The sequence below is a fragment of the Streptococcus sp. 5346 genome (genome assembly GCF_013277455.1).
Lineage (GTDB): Bacteria > Bacillota > Bacilli > Lactobacillales > Streptococcaceae > Streptococcus.
The window spans coordinates 17,052-34,910 of sequence record NZ_VMMY01000004.1; the positions used below are offsets into that span (position 1 = coordinate 17,052).

The following is a 17,859-nucleotide window of genomic DNA, read 5'->3' on the forward strand; positions in this document are numbered from 1 at the left end:
GAAAGTATAAACTGACTAGCTTAATTATAACTTAAACACAAAAGTTTTACACAAACTGTGGATAACTCTTTTAAAACTGTGATTTTCTCAATTGAAATCTATTTTTTATTTTGTGAATAAGATGTGAAAAAATAGAGAATATGTTAGAATAGAGTCATGAAAATTAAAGTTGTAACAGTTGGGAAACTGAAAGAAAAGTATTTAAAAGATGGTATTGCAGAGTATTCAAAACGAATTTCTCGATTTGCTAAGCTTGAAATGATTGAGCTAGCAGATGAAAAAACACCAGATAGGGCTAGTGAGTCAGAAAATCAAAAGATTTTAGAAATAGAAGGTCAGAGAATTTTATCAAAAGTTGGTGACCGTGATTTCGTCATTGTGTTAGCGATTGAAGGGAAAACTTTCTCCTCGGAAGAATTTAGTAAGCAGTTAGAAGAAGCTTCTATAAAAGGATTTTCTACTCTTACATTTATCATTGGAGGGAGTTTAGGATTATCATCAGCTGTAAAAAAGAGAGCCAATCTTTCTGTTAGTTTTGGCCGTTTAACCTTGCCCCATCAGTTAATGAGACTAGTCCTTGTTGAACAAATCTATCGCGCTTTTACGATTCAGCAGGGATCACCCTATCATAAATAGAAAATTGACTTTTAATTGAATTTTTGGTAGAATAATTGTGTTAGGTCTCATAGCTCAGCTGGATAGAGCATTCGCCTTCTAAGCGAACGGTCGCAGGTTCGAATCCTGCTGGGATCAATATAGTAGCAAAGCTGGGAATTTTCCCGGCTTTTTTCTTAAAAAAGTACACTTGGGGAGAAAAAAATGACAGTTGAGAGAATTTTATCTAAAATGAAATTCCATTTTGTATAATAGTTTTTGTAAGTTATCTTACAAGAAAAAAAACATTTTAGGAGATTTTATTATGAAAAACACAGTTAAATTGGAACAGTTTGTAGCTTTGAAGGAAAAAGACTTGCAGGAGATTAAAGGTGGGGAGATGAGGAGAATAGGTAGTGTTTTACTTAATTTCTTTAAAAGAAGATAAGGGAGTAGAAAAATGGATTTTTTCTTATTAGTAGATTTGATATTATATCTTGTAATCATTTGTCATAGTTACCGTTTAATTTGTAAAGGTCAAATAAATAGAAAAGAACTATACGTTTTTGGTGCTTATACATTACTAACAGAAATAGTACTTGATTTTCCCTTCTATCTTCTAAATTTAGATGGGTTAGGGATTGCAACATTTTTATTTCCTTTGATGCTATATTTCTATTTTAGATGGATTAAACAGTATGATAGGGATAGAGGATTATTCCTAAGTTTACTACTATCTCTTTTATATGAGAGTCCTCACACCTTTCTGTCCGTAACTTTCTCTTCTATAACAGGAGACAATTTTGTTTTACAATATTATGGCCTATTCTTTTTCGCTGTAACGGTGTTGACTTATATCGTTATCGTAACAATCATTCGTTACTTCCATTTGGAACTGAACTATTTTGACAAAGACTACCTCTATCCTTTTTTGAAAAAAGTATTTTTTGCCTTACTATTGCTACATATTGTATCTTTCGTTTCAGATATGGTAAGCACGATTAAACATTTGAATAGTTTTGGAAGTATTTTGTCATCTATTGTCTTTATTTCTCTCCTTTTGACCTTCTTTGCAATGAATTCGCATAAAGAACAAATAGAAAAAGAGATTGCTTTGAAGCAGAAGAAATTTGAACAGAAACATTTACAAAACTACACAGATGAAATTGTCGGTCTGTATAATGAAATTCGTGGTTTTCGACATGACTATGCTGGGATGCTTGTCAGCATGCAGATGGCAATTGACAGTGGTAATTTACAGGAAATTGACAGAGTTTACAATGAAGTTTTGGTCAAAGCAAATCATAAATTGCGTTCAGATAAGTACACTTACTTTGATTTGAACAACATAGAAGATTCAGCTTTACGAAGTTTGGTTGCTCAGTCCATTGTCTATGCTCGAAATAATGGTGTAGAGTTTACACTGGAAGTAAAAGATACGATTACCAAGCTCCCAATTGAACTATTGGATTTGGTTCGTATCATGAGCGTTTTATTGAATAATGCTGTCGAAGGATCGGCCGATAGTTATAAAAAGCAGATGGAAGTAGCAGTTATTAAAATGGAAACTGAAACAGTGATTGTGATTCAGAATTCATGTAAAATGACGATGACTCCTTCAGGAGATCTATTTGCTTTAGGATTCTCTACTAAGGGAAGAAATCGCGGAGTAGGATTAAATAATGTGAAAGAACTACTAGATAAGTACAACAATATTATTTTAGAAACAGAGATGGAAGGCAGTACATTTAGACAAATTATTAGATTTAAGAGGGAATTTGAATGAAAGTTTTAATTTTAGAGGATGTTATTGAACATCAAGTGAGACTAGAAAGAATATTGGATGAAATTTCGAAAGAATCGAATATTCCAATATCATACAAGACAACGGGAAAAGTCCGTGAATTTGAAGAATACATTGAAAACGATGAAGTAAATCAGCTTTATTTCCTAGATATTGATATTCATGGAATTGAGAAAAAGGGATTTGAAGTGGCTCAGCTCATTCGTCATTACAATCCTTACGCTATTATCGTCTTTATCACCAGTCGATCAGAGTTTGCGACTCTAACCTATAAATACCAGGTATCAGCCCTAGATTTTGTTGATAAGGATATCAATGATGAGATGTTTAAGAAGAGAATTGAACAAAACATCTTCTACACGAAGAGTATGTTACTTGAAAATGAAGATGTTGTAGATTATTTTGACTACAATTACAAGGGAAATGATTTAAAAATTCCTTACCATGATATTTTGTATATTGAAACGACAGGTGTCTCTCATAAATTACGCATTATTGGTAAGAATTTTGCAAAAGAGTTTTATGGTACCATGACAGATATTCAGGAAAAGGACAAACATACTCAGCGATTTTATTCTCCTCATAAGTCATTTTTGGTAAATATAGGCAATATCAGAGAAATTGACCGAAAGAATCTAGAAGTTGTTTTCTATGAAGATCATCGCTGTCCTATTTCAAGATTAAAAATTAGAAAGTTAAAAGATATTTTAGAGAAAAAATCTCAAAAGTAATTGACAATTAGTAAGAAATTGATATAATGGTTATATCTGCTACAGATAGAAGGTCCGTTGGTCAAGGGGTTAAGACACCGCCTTTTCACGGCGGTAACACGGGTTCGAATCCCGTACGGACTATTTTATCCGCCATAGCTCAGTTGGTAGTAGCGCATGACTGTTAATCATGATGTCGTAGGTTCGAGTCCTACTGGCGGAGTATAGATAAAAGGGAACACAGCTGTGTTCCTCTTTTTGTATCAATTTGTATCACCAAGCATCTTCATAAGGAAGTCTGTTATTTCTTGAGGACTTTCTTTTTTTCCATGTGCAATCCAAGTTTGGCAAACACCAAAAAGTGCGTGAGTTAGATAGATGCTACTATATTCTAATTCAGTGGTATTGAGATTCAGTTGCATAAATCGCTTTTGTAAATCTGTACTGAGCATGATATGAAGTTTATTTCGTAAGAAATTTTGGATTTCTTTAGTCCCATTTTCAGAAAGAAGGGCAGCCAGAAGTGGTTCTGACTCCAGATATTCAAAGACTTCTAAAATAGCGTCTCTTTTGTGATGAGCATGTTTTTGAAAAATATATTCAAATGTATGAAATAGCTTGCTTTGATAGTGCTCAATCATATCATACTTATCCTTATAGTGAGTATAGAAGCTGGAACGACTAATTCCGGCTTTTTCTGCTAACTTGACAGTAGAAATTTGATCAAATGGCTGTTCCATAAGTAATTGTACCATAGCATTTTCAATAGTTCGCTTTGTTTTTAAGCGTTTGTTACTTTCTTTCATATTTCCTCCTTATAAACAAATTAGACTATATGTCTAAAAATGGATTTTTTATCTTGTAATTTAGATTTTTTAATGTATAATCTATTATATCAAAATTTTAGACAATATGTGTAAAAAGGAGAAGCTATGTTTAAAGAATGGAAAGCAATTTTTAAAAAACCAACCTTTATTATTGTCATGATAGGAATTTCTCTTATTCCAGCTCTGTACAATATCATATTTTTATCCTCAATGTGGGATCCATATGGGCAATTGTCTGACTTACCTGTGGCAGTTGTCAATAATGATAAAGAGGCTTCCTATAATGGTAATACTATGGCAATAGGAAAAGACATTGTGTCCAATTTAAAAGAAAATAAAACCTTGGATTCTCATTTTGTAGATGAAGAGGAAGGAAAGAATGGATTGGAAGATGGCGATTACTATATGGTAGTGACTTTACCCAGTGATTTATCTGAAAAAGCAGCTTCTATTTTAACGGATCATCCAGAGCAAATGCAGATCGATTATCAGACTTCAAGTGGTCATAGCTTTATTGCCAGCAAGATGAGTGATTCTGCTATGACACAATTAAAGCAGAGTGTTTCTACCAATGTAACCGAGACCTATACTAAAGCCTTATTTAACAAAATGATTGATTTAAAGGATGGTATGAGTCAAGCAGCTTCTGGTAGTGAAAAATTAACTGATGGAGCGAATCAGTTAGTGGCAGGAAGTCAAACATTAACTACCAACCTACACTCTTTAGCAGCTTCAAGTTTAACATTTTCAAATGGAACGGAGCAGTTTACTAAAGGATTATCTGCTTATGTTTCTGGTGTCGAACAACTTCATCTTGGCTTAGGGAATTTTAATAGTGGTTTAGTTACATATACTGGTGCAGTGAGTCAATTAGATAGCGGATTAGGTCAATTAGCTTCTAAAAGTCCTGAATTAGCAAGGGGAATCAATCAGTTATATACTGGTGTAGAATCCTATACTGGCGGTGTTTCTCAGCTTAATGCTGGTCTTAATCAATTATCTTCTGGTTTGAATCAGTTAAATCAAGTTATTCAAAATATTGATGTTGGAGATACAAAACAATTAGATTCTGTTTTATCAAGTATAGCATCTCTATCTAATCAAATGTTAGCAAGTGCCCAGTCTGAAAAAGCAACTACATTAGCCAATATTCAATCGACAGCAGCTTATCAATCATTGACAAGTGAGCAACAAGCTGAGATAAGTGCTTCTGTATCTCAAAATTCGACTGATAGTATTCAATCGGCTCAGTCAATTGTAGCTTTAGTACAAGGTTTACAGGGAAGTTTAGAAAACTTACAAAATCAATCTTCTAATCTTTCGACTTTAAAAAATCAAGCTAATCAAGTATTACCGCTTACCTCTACTTCTTTGACAAGATTGTCAAGTGGATTAACAGAGATACAAGGAGTTGTTACTAGCAAATTAGTTCCTGCCAGTCAGTCGATTGCATCAGGTGTAAAGGAATATACTGCAGGTGTTGATAAAGTTTCTCAAGGCGCAAGTCAACTAAGTGAAAAGAATTCCACCTTGACAGGTAGTTTGAACCAATTAGTTTCAGGCGCAACTACCTTGACACAAAAATCTTCTAACTTGACAGCAGGAGTTGGTCAATTAGCTGAAAAAACTCCAGAATTAGTGTCTGGTATTGAAAAATTATCAACTGGCTCTAACCAATTGAATCAAAAGAGTCAAGAATTGATGGCAGGAGTTGATAAATTGCAGTCAGGATCTAGCCAACTAGCTGACAAATCCAGTCAGTTAATTTCAGGTGCTTCTCAATTAGAAAGTGGAGCTAATAAATTGGCAGATGGAGCTGGGAAGCTAGCAGAAGGTGGAACAAAGTTAACTTCTGGATTGGAAGGTTTACAGACAGGAGTTGCTTCTTTGGGACAAGGATTAGGTAATGCTAGTGATCAACTCAAGTCAGCATCAACGGAATCTAAAAATGCAGAGATTTTGTCAAATCCACTCAATCTTTCCAAAACTGACAATGACCAAGTTCCTGTAAATGGAATTGCAATGGCTCCTTATATGATATCAGTTGCTCTCTTTGTTGCAGCAATATCAACGAATATGATCTTTGCGAAGCTACCTTCAGGACGTCATCCAGAGAGCCGTTGGGCTTGGTTGAAATCTCGAGCTGAAATAAATGGTATTATAGCTGTTTTAGCAGGGATTTTGGTATATGGAGGAGTTCATCTTATTGGTTTAACTGCTAATCATGAAATGAGAACATTTATTCTTATTATCCTAACAAGTTTAGTATTCATGTCCATGGTGACCGCTTTAACAACATGGAATAGCCGTATAGGAGCTTTCTTTTCTCTTATCTTGCTTTTATTACAGTTAGCATCAAGTGCAGGTACTTACCCACTTGCTTTGACAAATGATTTCTTTAGAGCTATTAATCCCTGGTTACCAATGAGTTATTCAGTTTCGGGATTACGACAAACAATCTCTATGACAGGAAATATTCATCATCAAGTCATCTTACTTGTAGTGATACTAGCTCTATTTACTGGTTTAGGTATGCTAGCCTATCAACCTAAGAAAATGGAAGAAGATTAAAAAAATCGACCAATTGGTCAATTTTTTTAGGCCTTAGATGACTTTCGTCTGTGATTATAGATTCCAAATAGTAAGAGAGAAGTAAAGGAACAGATTGCTCCAGTAATAAAACCATTGGGAATAAAGGAAAGTGTAATAGTTCGTTTTCCCTTGGGAACATCAACTTTCATAAATCCAGTTTGAGCTTGTTTAATTTCTATTTTCTTACCATTTTGGTAGGCAGACCAGCCTTTGTCATAAGGAATGGTGAAGAAAATAGATGTATCTTGTTGGACATCATATGTAGCAAAAACCTTGTTTTTAGAAGTTGATACTGTTACAGGCTGTTCTTTAATTTTTTGAATTGCCTCAGTTAAAGTTTGGGTATCTAAACGGTAGAAGGTAGGAGATTCAAATGATACTTGTGAATTTCCAGGGAAACTAACATGAATATTGAAAGTTTTTTTCTCTTTAGTATATCCTAGATTAAAGAAGGAGAAGACATTATCAGTTGTAAAAGTCTTTTTTTCACCATTTACAAGGATGTCAACCTTCTTTTGTTTATCATTAGAAAAGTGAAGATTTGTGAAAGAAAGATAAACTTGGCTGTTTTCTGGTACTTCAATTTGATACTGGATTTCTGCATCCTCATTTGAAGAACTTGTAACACTAATCAAATCATCAGTATTTTCGGTTTTTTCATAAGGTATTGGAGAAAAATAATCAAAATTGACGTTAGCAAGTTGATTTAAAAATGAGGCCTGATTATCTAAGGTATGTTCATTGAACTTGACATCATTGTAAACAGATTGACTAGCAAATGCAATCGGAAGAGAGAATTGATTTTCATATAGGGTAAGATTATCTTTTTGATATACATCTTGGAAACCATACTTATCAATAGGGTTTTCTGAGATATTATACTGGATGCCAAATAAACTATCAGCCAAAATACTATTATTGCCATAGCGGAGATTGAGATTAGTCCCAGAGGATTTAAACCCAAGTTTATCCAAAGTAGAGCTTGCTGAACGATTTCGAACAGATGAAAATTGAGATATTCCATTGTAGTTGAATTTCATACTGTCATTTCCTGTCTGAGTTTGTAGTTTCTCAGTACGAGTAAATTGATTTCCAATATATGTTGAGAAAGATTCCATAGCTGGGATATCTCGATTATATGCACTTCGAGAAGCAAATCCCCATTCTTTAGCAATTCCGTCTATTTGAGATGAAGCATTTAAACTCATTTCAACCATTATAAATAAAGAGATTAGAATGGAAAATAGATTTACAGAGATAAACTTTTTGATAACTGCAAGGAGTAAAAGAGAATAGATAACTAAAAATTCAAGAGTAAGCAGAATATTCAAATCTGTTAAAAAAGAATAATGTGATTTTAGATAGATGGTAGCTAAAAATCCTGTTACTATAAGAAAAAGCGAAACTAAAAAATTCCAGATTTTAATTTCTTTCAGACGATTTAAGACTTCCGCTGCTGTGTAAATTAACAAGGTAGAGAAAATCCAAGCATAGCGATGTAAAAACATGTTTGGAGTATGCATGCCTTGCCAAAATAAATCAAGAGCTTCTATATAAAAGCTTGCAATTAGAAATGTAAAGAAGATTGCATAGATAAGTTTCACGTGAAACTTAATAGATTTCATCGTAAAAAACAAAATGGTCAAAATAAAGGGAAGTAGTCCGACAAAAATCATTGGGATAGCCCCATACTTGGTTGTATCAAAGGAACCGATGAATTGCTTAGCAAAGAGATCAAGATACCAGCTACTTTCAGTTTGAAACTTTGTAACTTCAGTCAATTTTTCCCCATGTGTCTGTAAATCAAACAGAGTGGGAAGAGTCATAATCAAACTAGCCATACCAGCTAAAAAGGAGATAACTATGAAATCAAGAACCGATGATTTTCGAGTCTTAAAATCCCACGAAATTTGACAGAGATACCAGAAAATAAGAAATAATGCTGTCATATAGCCAAAATAATAGTTTTGGATAAATAAGATTGACAGACTTGTAAAGTATAATGTGAATTTCTTTTCAGTTATCAGTAGATGTAAACCAGTGATAATTAAAGGAATCAAGATAAAAACATCTAACCAGGTTTTTATCTCTAACTGACTAACGGTAAAGCTCATCAGAGCATAGGAAGTAGATAAAGCTAGTTTTAAAGGCTTAGGAATCGATTGAAATAATTTATTTAAACTAAAGAAGGTTGACAGACCAATCAATCCAAATTTTAAGAGAGTGGTCAGATAAACAGCATCTGGCATATTCGACAGATTAAAAAAGTAAACCAGAGGTGAAAGAAAGCTACCCAAGTAATAACTAGATAGAGCATAGAAATTCAGTCCGAGGCCACTTGTAAAGGTGTAAAACAAACTGCCAGTTCCATGTAAAATATTTCGTAAAGCTACATCAAAAATAACGTATTGATGGAAACCGTCTCCTAATAGAGGAGATGTATCGCTATTCCAGTAGATACCTTGAGATAGGTATACTCCTGTCATAATGACTACAGGAATGATAAAAGAAACAAAATAGGCCCAATATGTTTTAAAAAATGATTTCATGTTACCTCGTAGAATGATATAAAACTCAGCTGGTTAATCCAACTGAGTTTTGAATTTTTATTTAGTCTTTCCAAAGTTCTTTAACTTTTGCTTGTACTTCTGCATTTTCTAGGAATTCATCATAGGTTTCATCGATACGGTTAATGACGCCATTTTTAGACAAGACAATGATATGGTTGGCTAGAGTTTGAATAAACTCGTGGTCATGGCTGGCAAAGATGATTGATTCTTTAAAGTTTTTCAATCCATCATTCAAGCTTGAGATAGATTCCAAGTCCAAGTGATTGGTTGGATCATCAAGTACAAGGACATTTGATTTTAAGAGCATGAGTTTTGAAAGCATGACACGGACTTTTTCTCCCCCTGACAAGACATTTACAGGTTTGTTAACTTCATCTCCAGAGAAGAGCATACGGCCGAGGAAACCACGTAGGAAAGTATTATCATCTTCTTCTTTACTTGCGAATTGACGCAACCAGTCAAGTATTGATTCTCCTCCTGCAAAATCAGCTGAGTTATCTTTTGGCAGATAAGATTGACTAGTGGTAACTCCCCACTTGACAGTTCCTTCATAATCAATGTCTCCCATGATTGCACGAATTAATGCAGTCGTTTGGATGTCATTTTGACCAATAAGAGCTGTCTTATCACCTGGACGCAAGATAAAACTGATATTATCTAAAATAGTCTCACCATCAATCTTTACAGTTAGATTTTCTACTGTCAAGAGATCATTCCCAATCTCACGTTCTGCTTTAAAGTTGATAAATGGATATTTACGACTAGATGGTACAATTTCTTCAAGTTCAATCTTATCAAGCATTTTCTTACGTGATGTTGCTTGTCTTGATTTAGAAGCATTAGCAGAGAAACGAGCAACGAATTCTTGCAATTGTTTAATTTTTTCTTCTGCTTTGGCATTACGGTCTGCTAGCAATTTAGCAGCGAGTTCAGAAGATTCCTTCCAGAAGTCATAGTTTCCGACATAGAGTTTGATTTTTCCAAAGTCAAGGTCGGCCATGTGAGTACATACTTTGTTTAAGAAGTGACGGTCGTGGGATACTACGATAACTGTGTTATCAAAGTCAATCAAGAAGTCTTCTAACCAAGTAATCGATTGGATATCCAAACCGTTGGTAGGCTCGTCCAAAAGAAGAACATCAGGTTTACCAAAAAGTGCTTTGGCAAGGAGAACCTTTACTTTCTCACCATTGGCTAATTCGCTCATATTTTGATAGTGCAATTCCTCTGGGATATTTAGGTTTTGAAGGAGTTGAGAGGCTTCACTTTCTGCTTCCCAGCCTCCAAGCTCGGCAAACTCTCCTTCAAGTTCGGCAGCACGCACTCCATCTTCGTCTGAGAAATCTTCCTTCATGTAGATGGCATCTTTCTCTTTCATAATGCTATAAAGTTTTTCATTTCCCATGATAACAACATCAATGGCACGTTCATCTTCATAGTCAAAGTGATTTTGACGAAGAACAGAGAGACGTTCATCTGGACCAAGAGAGATGTGACCAGTAGTAGGTTCGATATCTCCAGCTAAAATTTTTAAAAAGGTTGATTTTCCGGCACCATTAGCACCGATTAATCCGTAAGTATTTCCTTCTGTAAATTTGATATTGACATCATCAAAAAGTTTGCGATCACTAAAACGTAGTGAAACATCAGATACTGTAAGCAATGTTTTTCTCCTATATGTGTAATATATTTATTCTACTAGAAAATACGGAAATATTCAAATTTTTATCTGTCAATTTTGTGTAAATTACATTTACAGCATACTTTACACAAATCCGTAAATAGCAAGGTTGATTTATTTTTATAAATTGCAGTTATTTCATTAAAAAAATGCTATAATTGAAGGGACCATATCGAAGGAGAATAAAATGACTAAACCCATTATTTTAACAGGAGACCGTCCAACAGGAAAATTGCATATTGGACATTATGTTGGAAGTCTCAAAAATCGAGTATTATTACAGGAAGAGGATAAGTATGATATGTTTGTGTTCTTGGCTGACCAACAAGCCTTGACAGATCATGCCAAAGATCCTCAAACCATTGTAGAGTCTATCGGAAATGTGGCTTTGGATTACCTTGCAGTTGGATTGGATCCAAGTAAGTCAACTATCTTTATTCAAAGCCAAATTCCAGAATTAGCTGAGTTGTCTATGTATTATATGAATCTGGTTTCATTAGCACGTCTGGAGCGCAATCCAACTGTCAAGACAGAAATTGCTCAGAAAGGATTTGGAGAAAGCATTCCGACAGGATTCTTGGTCTATCCAATAGCTCAAGCAGCTGACATCACTGCTTTTAAGGCTAATTATGTTCCTGTTGGGACAGATCAGAAACCAATGATTGAGCAGACTCGTGAAATTGTTCGTTCTTTTAACAATGCATATAACTGTGATGTCTTGGTAGAGCCGGAAGGTATTTATCCAGAAAATGAAAGAGCAGGGCGTTTGCCTGGTTTAGATGGAAATGCTAAAATGTCTAAATCACTCAATAATGGTATTTATTTAGCTGATGATGCGGATACTTTGCGTAAAAAAGTAATGAGTATGTATACAGATCCAGATCATATTCGAGTGGAAGATCCAGGTAAGATTGAGGGAAATATGGTTTTCCATTATCTAGATGTTTTTGGTCGCCCAGAAGATGCTCAAGAAATTGCTGACATGAAAGAACATTATCAACGAGGTGGTCTTGGTGATGTGAAGACCAAGCGTTATCTACTTGAAATATTAGAACGTGAACTGGGTCCTATTCGTGAGCGCCGTATCGAATTTGCTAAGGATATGGGAGAAGTTTATAATATGCTTCAAAAAGGTAGTGAAAGAGCGCGTGAAGTTGCAGATCAAACCCTATCTGAGGTTAAAGGAGCAATGGGACTTCATTACTTTAACTAAGTTTATTTTACAAGAAACTATCATTTCTATCTCAAAGAAAAGATAGTTTTTTATTTACCCCTGTAACATTTGACAAATTTTTATAGAATGGTATGATAGATACAATATAAAAAGAGTCAAGCTCAAAAAGAAAGAAAAGAGGAAACTTCGAATGTCTAATTGGGACGCTAAATTTTTGAAAAAAGGTTTTACCTTTGATGATGTATTGCTTATTCCAGCTGAAAGTCATGTGTTGCCTAACGATGCAGATTTAACAACTAAATTGGCAGATAATTTGACTTTAAATATCCCAATTATTACCGCTGCCATGGACACAGTAACTGAGAGTCAAATGGCCATTGCTATTGCTCGTGCAGGTGGTCTCGGAGTTATCCATAAAAACATGTCAATTGCTCAACAAGCAGATGAAGTTCGCAAGGTAAAACGTTCTGAAAATGGGGTTATTATTGATCCGTTCTTCTTGACGCCTGAACATACAATTGCTGAAGCTGATGAGCTTATGGGGCGTTACCGTATTAGTGGTGTTCCAGTTGTTGAAACACTTGAAAATCGTAAATTAGTTGGTATTTTGACAAACCGAGATCTTCGTTTTATTTCAGATTATAACCAACCAATTTCAAACCATATGACTAGTGAAAATCTTGTGACTGCTCCTGTGGGTACAGATCTTGCAATAGCTGAGAGCATTCTTCAAGAACACCGTATTGAAAAGCTTCCGTTGGTAGATGAAGAAGGTCGTCTTTCTGGTTTGATTACTATCAAAGATATTGAAAAAGTTATTGAGTTTCCAAATGCGGCTAAAGATGAGTTTGGTCGTCTACTAGTTGCAGGTGCAGTAGGTGTTACTTCAGATACATTTGAACGTGCAGAGGCTCTTTTTGAAGCAGGAGCGGATGCGATTGTTATTGATACTGCACATGGTCATTCTGCAGGTGTCCTACGTAAAATTGCTGAGATTCGTGCTCATTTCCCAGATCGTACTTTGATTGCTGGAAATATTGCTACTGCGGAAGGTGCACGTGCCCTTTATGAAGCAGGTGTAGATGTTGTCAAGGTTGGTATTGGCCCAGGTTCTATCTGTACTACTCGTGTGATTGCAGGTGTTGGTGTTCCGCAAGTAACAGCTATCTACGATGCTGCAGCCGTTGCGCGTGAATATGGAAAAACGATCATTGCTGACGGTGGAATCAAGTATTCTGGAGATATTGTAAAAGCTCTTGCTGCTGGTGGAAATGCAGTTATGCTTGGATCAATGTTTGCTGGAACTGATGAAGCTCCAGGAGAGACTGAAATCTTCCAAGGACGTAAGTTCAAGACTTACCGTGGTATGGGATCAATCGCAGCAATGAAGAAAGGTTCAAGCGATCGGTACTTCCAAGGTTCTGTCAATGAAGCAAACAAACTCGTTCCAGAAGGAATTGAAGGTCGTGTTGCTTATAAAGGAGCTGCAGCTGACATTGTCTTCCAAATGATTGGCGGTATCCGATCTGGTATGGGTTACTGTGGTGCAGCTAACCTTAAAGAACTACATGATAATGCTCAATTTATTGAAATGTCTGGTGCTGGTTTGAAAGAAAGCCATCCTCATGATGTACAAATTACTAATGAGGCGCCAAATTATTCTATGTAAAAAACAATGAAAAGAACTCCCGTGAAAACAGGAGTTCTTTTACGATGTTGTCAATTTTAATTTACAGCAACTTTACCATCCTGAATAGTAAAGATACTTAGATTTTTTGGTAGATTTTGAAGATGATCTAAGCTGGTTGTTGTGATAAAGGTTTGGATTGAATGAGAAATCGTTTCTAATAATTTTAGTTGTCTAGTGTTGTCAAGTTCGCTCATAACATCGTCAAGCAGTAATATTGGAGATTCTGTAGTAATGCTTTCCATTAATTCGATTTCTGCTAATTTTATCGAGAGGACGAGACTACGATGTTGACCTTGACTTCCGAAACTAGCATCCATCCCATTTATATAAAAAGAAATGTCATCTCGATGAGGACCGACACCAGTATTCTTTTTAAATAAATCTCTGGATCTACTTTTTTCTAAAGCAATTTTGAAAGATTCTGATAAGTCTTCTTTGTCAGTTATCTTTACAGAAGATTGATAGGATATTGACAATTCTTCAATCTGATTAGAAAGTTCAAAATGTTTCTTACGACCAAAATGCTCTAGTTTTTTTATGAAATCTAAGCGGTGATTCATCACACGACATCCATAATCAACTAGCTGATCATCTAGTACTGAAAGGAAGGTTTCATCTATTGTTTGAGCTGATTTTAGATAAGTGTTTCTTTGCTTAAGAATATGGTTATAATTGGTTAAATCTGATAAATAGATGGGCTTGATTTGTCCAAGCTCCATATCAATGAATTTTCGTCGAACTGAAGGCGCTCCTTTAATTAGTTGTAAATCTTCAGGAGCAAATAAGACAACATTCATGTGTCCTACGTAATCTGAAAGTCGTGCCTGTTTTAAATGATTAACTTTTGTCACCCGGCCTTTTTGTGTTAGTTCTATTTCGAGAGGAATGGATCCCGTTTTTTTCTGAACAAGACCTGAAAGATGAAGTTGTTCCTTATCAAAATGAATGAGATTTTTATCGGTTCGAGTTCGATGACTACGTGTTAAGGCTAAAAAATAGATAGCCTCTAACATATTTGTTTTACCTTGTGCATTGCGTCCTAAAAAGATATTTAATTTAGGATTAAAGTCTATTTTCGTCTCTTTGTAGTTACGAAAAGTTTTAAGAGATAGGTGTTGTAGCCACATGATTATCTACCAGGGAATCGCGGAGCTTGTTTGCTTTTGGGTGATGAAGAAAGTTTCGATTTGTCTTTTTTTATTCCTTTATTCATCTCCTTAACAAGTTTAGCGATTCGTTCTTTTTCAACTTTATCAGCTTGGTATTCATCTTGCTCCTCAGAAGTAGGTTGTGTCAACAAAATGTCAATATTCATGTCAGGGATGTCAATTTTATCGCCAATACGAAGTTTTTTACCGCGACGACTCTCTAATTCCCCATTAAAGTAAACAGAATGTTCAGAGAGAAAGGATTTGATAGCTCCTCCGCTATGTGTGATTCCAAGTTCTTTGAGTAGTGCTTGGAGGGTAATAAATTCTTCAAATAATTTGTATTCCATAATTCACCTCAATCTTTGGTATTATACCATATTTTCCTAAAAATAGTGAGAGAAACAGGGAGAAATGTAAGCGATTTTTATTTCAAAAGTGTTACAGAGAACAAGAAAATTTCAGGTTTTCGTGATATAATAGAAGTCTGTATATAAGGAGGTAAATCATGGAGTTAGTGCATGGAATTTCAACACATTTTATCCAATCAAAAAAGTTTAAAACGAACAAAATCACCGTGCGTTTTACAGCTCCATTATCTCTTGATACGATTGCAGGTCGCATGTTGAGTGCGAGTATGCTAGAGACTGCTAATTTGATGTACCCTACTTCTCAAGCTTTGAGAAGACATTTGGCCAGTCTATACGGTACAGATATGTCAACCAATTGTTTCAGAAGAGGGCAAAGCCACATTGTAGAATTGACATTTACCTATGTTCGTGATGAGTTTTTAAGTAGGAAAAATGTGCTAACTTCACAGGTTTTGGAACTAGTAAAAGAAACTCTTTTTTCACCCGTAGTAGTTGATAATGGGTTTGATCCGGCCTTATTTGAAATTGAGAAAAAACAATTGCTAGCAAGTTTAGCAGCTGATATGGATGATTCTTTTTATTTTACACATAAAGAATTAGACAAATTATTTTTTCATGACGAACGTCTCCAATTGGAATATAGTGATTTACGAAATCGTATTTTAGCTGAAACTCCACAAAGTTCTTATTCTTGTTTCCAAGAATTTTTGGTCAATGATCGAATCGATTTCTTTTTCCTAGGTGATTTTAATGAGGTTGAAATTCAAAATGTATTAGAATCATTTGGCTTTAAAGGTCGAAAAGGAGATGTGAAGATTCAGTATTGTCAACCTTATTCCAATATACTACAAGAAGGTGTGGTTCGGAAAAATGTGGGACAATCCATTTTGGAATTAGGTTATCATTGCCCTTCTGAATATGGTGATGAGCAACATTTACCCATGATTGTAATGAATGGTTTACTTGGTGGATTTGCTCACTCTAAACTATTTACAAATGTCCGTGAAAATGCTGGATTGGCTTATACTATTTCAAGTCAGCTTGATTTGTTTAGTGGATTCTTGAGGATGTATGCTGGCATTGATCGAGAAAATCGGAATCAGGCTCGAAAAATGATGAATAATCAACTGCTTGATTTAAAAAAAGGATATTTTACAGAGCTTGAGCTAGAGCAGACCAAGGAAATGATTCGTCGGTCTTTGTTGCTTTCTCAAGATAATCAAGGTTCATTGATTGAACGTGCTTATCAAAATGCCTTACTTGGAAAATCTTCAGCAGACTTTAAAGGTTGGATTGCAAAACTCGAGCAAGTTGACAAAGATGCTATTTGTAGAGCAGCTAATAATGTGAAACTACAGGCGATTTACTTTATGGAAGGAATAGAATGACAAAGGTTGTTTTTGAAGAAAAATACTATCCAGCTGTAAAAGAAATGGTTTATCGAACTCGTTTGGCCAACGGATTGACAGTTGCTCTTTTGCCTAAAAAGGAATTTAAAGAGGTTTACGGGAGTGTAACTGTCCAGTTTGGTTCGGTAGATATGCTTGTCACAGAAGTTGACGGAGATGTAAAAGAATATCCTGCGGGAATTGCTCATTTTCTTGAACATAAATTATTTGAGAGAGAAGATTCTAGCGATTTGATGTCGGCTTTTACGAGTCTAGGTGCAGATAGTAATGCCTTTACAAGCTTTACAAAAACAAGCTATCTTTTTTCAGCAACGGATCATTTTTTAGAAAATTTAGATTTACTTGATGAATTGGTAACATCAGCACATTTTACTGAAGATTCCATTTTAAGAGAGCAGGATATTATTCAGCAAGAACGAGAAATGTATCAAGATGATCCAGATTCGTGTTTATTCTTTTCAACCTTAGCGAATTTGTATCCAGGTACACCTTTAGCGACGGATATAGTTGGAAGTGAGGAGTCCATTTCCCAAATAAATCTAACTAATTTGCAAGAAAATTTTACAAGATTTTACAAACCTGTAAACATGTATCTGTTTTTAGTTGGTGATTTTGATGTGGAGCAAGTACAGGACTATTTTGAAAGAAAAGAATTGAAAGATTTAGATGTTCAGGAAGTAGTAAGAGAAAAGTTTGTTTTACAGGCTGTAAAGCAAACAGACAGTATGAGAATGGAAGTATCTTCTCCCAAACTAGCGATTGGAGTTAGAGGTAAGCGAGAAGTTGCTGAGGCGGATTGCTATCGATATCATATTTTATTAAAATTATTGTTTGCAATGATGTTTGGTTGGACTTCGGATCGTTTTCAAAAGTTATATGAATCAGGTAAAATAGATGCTTCCTTATCTCTTGAAATTGAAGTAACAAGTCGCTTTCATTTTGTCATGTTGACAATGGATACGAAAGAGCCAGTTGCTTTATCTCATCAATTTAGGAAGGCCATTCGTAATTTTACAAAGGATTTAGATATTACAGAGGAACATTTAGATATTATCAAAAGAGAGATGTTTGGAGAATTTTTCAGCAGCATGAACTCTCTTGAATTTATTGCAACGCAATATGATGCTTTTGAACATGGTGAGACAATTTTTGATTTACCAAAGATTTTACAGGAAATTACTTTAGAGGATGTCCTTGAAGCAGGGCATCACTTAATAGATGAAGGGGATATAGTTGATTTTACAATATTCCCATCGTAGTAACCTATCATAATAGACACTAGAAAGAAG

14 protein-coding genes and 3 tRNA genes are annotated in these 17,859 nt (G+C 35.0%); 12 read left to right on the forward strand and 5 right to left on the reverse strand.

Annotation, left to right across the window (positions count from 1 at the left end; genetic code table 11):
* Positions 1-156: 156 nt before the first annotated feature.
* From rlmH to HT732_RS03910, 7 genes are all read left to right on the forward strand, one after another.
* A complete protein-coding gene (rlmH, locus tag HT732_RS03880; protein ID WP_173254027.1) occupies positions 157-636 on the forward strand; it encodes a 23S rRNA (pseudouridine(1915)-N(3))-methyltransferase RlmH in 480 nt (159 codons plus the stop codon).
* Positions 637-679: 43 nt separating this feature from the next.
* A tRNA-Arg gene (locus tag HT732_RS03885) sits at positions 680-753 on the forward strand.
* A gap of 166 nt (positions 754-919) precedes the next feature.
* Complete coding sequence (gene comC, locus HT732_RS03890) at positions 920-1,042, forward strand: competence-stimulating peptide ComC (RefSeq protein WP_173254028.1); 123 nt, start codon at positions 920-922, stop codon at positions 1,040-1,042.
* A 12-nt stretch (positions 1,043-1,054) separates the two neighbouring features.
* Positions 1,055-2,380 carry a competence system sensor histidine kinase ComD gene (comD, locus tag HT732_RS03895; protein ID WP_173254029.1) on the forward strand — a complete coding sequence of 442 codons (1,326 nt, stop codon included), beginning with the start codon at positions 1,055-1,057 and terminating at the stop codon, positions 2,378-2,380.
* The gene (comE, locus tag HT732_RS03900; RefSeq protein WP_000866069.1) at positions 2,377-3,129 is read left to right on the forward strand and encodes a competence system response regulator transcription factor ComE; all 753 of its coding nucleotides are present in this window, start codon (positions 2,377-2,379) and stop codon (positions 3,127-3,129) included. Before comD ends, comE begins: the two co-directional genes overlap by 4 nt.
* Before the next feature lie 51 nt (positions 3,130-3,180).
* Positions 3,181-3,252 (forward strand) — tRNA-Glu (locus HT732_RS03905).
* Between the two features lie 5 nt (positions 3,253-3,257).
* Positions 3,258-3,331: transfer RNA gene (locus HT732_RS03910), tRNA-Asn, on the forward strand.
* A 40-nt stretch (positions 3,332-3,371) separates the two neighbouring features.
* On the opposite strand, the gene HT732_RS03915 is transcribed toward HT732_RS03910, so the two are convergent.
* The gene (locus HT732_RS03915; protein WP_000665088.1) at positions 3,372-3,914 is read right to left on the reverse strand and encodes a TetR-like C-terminal domain-containing protein; all 543 of its coding nucleotides are present in this window, start codon (positions 3,912-3,914) and stop codon (positions 3,372-3,374) included.
* Between the two features lie 126 nt (positions 3,915-4,040).
* Here HT732_RS03915 and HT732_RS03920 point away from each other — a divergent pair, with 126 nt between their 5' ends.
* Positions 4,041-6,506: a YhgE/Pip domain-containing protein gene (locus HT732_RS03920; RefSeq protein WP_173254030.1), complete on the forward strand. Its 2,466-nt coding sequence runs from the start codon at positions 4,041-4,043 to the stop codon at positions 6,504-6,506.
* Positions 6,507-6,532: 26 nt separating this feature from the next.
* On the opposite strand, the gene HT732_RS03925 is transcribed toward HT732_RS03920, so the two are convergent.
* Together HT732_RS03925 and HT732_RS03930 are read right to left on the reverse strand one after the other, a co-directional pair.
* On the reverse strand, positions 6,533-9,076 hold the full coding sequence (locus HT732_RS03925; RefSeq protein WP_173254031.1) for a YfhO family protein: 2,544 nt from the start codon (positions 9,074-9,076) through the stop codon (positions 6,533-6,535).
* A gap of 61 nt (positions 9,077-9,137) precedes the next feature.
* On the reverse strand, positions 9,138-10,760 hold the full coding sequence (locus HT732_RS03930) for an ATP-binding cassette domain-containing protein (protein ID WP_173254032.1): 1,623 nt from the start codon (positions 10,758-10,760) through the stop codon (positions 9,138-9,140).
* A gap of 205 nt (positions 10,761-10,965) precedes the next feature.
* On the opposite strand from HT732_RS03930, the gene trpS reads away from it, so the two are divergent.
* Positions 10,966-11,991, forward strand: a complete 1,026-nt coding sequence (gene trpS / locus HT732_RS03935) for a tryptophan--tRNA ligase (protein WP_173254033.1) — start codon at positions 10,966-10,968, stop codon at positions 11,989-11,991.
* Positions 11,992-12,142: 151 nt separating this feature from the next.
* Positions 12,143-13,621, forward strand: a complete 1,479-nt coding sequence (guaB, locus tag HT732_RS03940) for an IMP dehydrogenase (protein WP_173254034.1) — start codon at positions 12,143-12,145, stop codon at positions 13,619-13,621.
* A gap of 56 nt (positions 13,622-13,677) precedes the next feature.
* Here the strand turns inward: guaB and recF are convergent, their stop codons facing one another.
* Both recF and yaaA read right to left on the reverse strand, forming a co-directional pair.
* The gene (gene recF, locus HT732_RS03945) at positions 13,678-14,769 is read right to left on the reverse strand and encodes a DNA replication/repair protein RecF (protein WP_173254035.1); all 1,092 of its coding nucleotides are present in this window, start codon (positions 14,767-14,769) and stop codon (positions 13,678-13,680) included.
* A gap of 2 nt (positions 14,770-14,771) precedes the next feature.
* Positions 14,772-15,140, reverse strand: a complete 369-nt coding sequence (gene yaaA / locus HT732_RS03950; RefSeq protein WP_000455895.1) for a S4 domain-containing protein YaaA — start codon at positions 15,138-15,140, stop codon at positions 14,772-14,774.
* 158 nt (positions 15,141-15,298) lie between these two features.
* Between yaaA and HT732_RS03955 the strand changes: the two genes are divergently transcribed.
* Together HT732_RS03955 and HT732_RS03960 are read left to right on the forward strand one after the other, a co-directional pair.
* Positions 15,299-16,549, forward strand: coding sequence for a pitrilysin family protein (locus tag HT732_RS03955; protein WP_173254036.1), 1,251 nt, complete (start codon positions 15,299-15,301; stop codon positions 16,547-16,549).
* On the forward strand, positions 16,546-17,829 hold the full coding sequence (locus HT732_RS03960) for a pitrilysin family protein (RefSeq protein ID WP_173254037.1): 1,284 nt from the start codon (positions 16,546-16,548) through the stop codon (positions 17,827-17,829). Before HT732_RS03955 ends, HT732_RS03960 begins: the two co-directional genes overlap by 4 nt.
* The last annotated feature ends 30 nt before the right edge of the window (positions 17,830-17,859 follow it).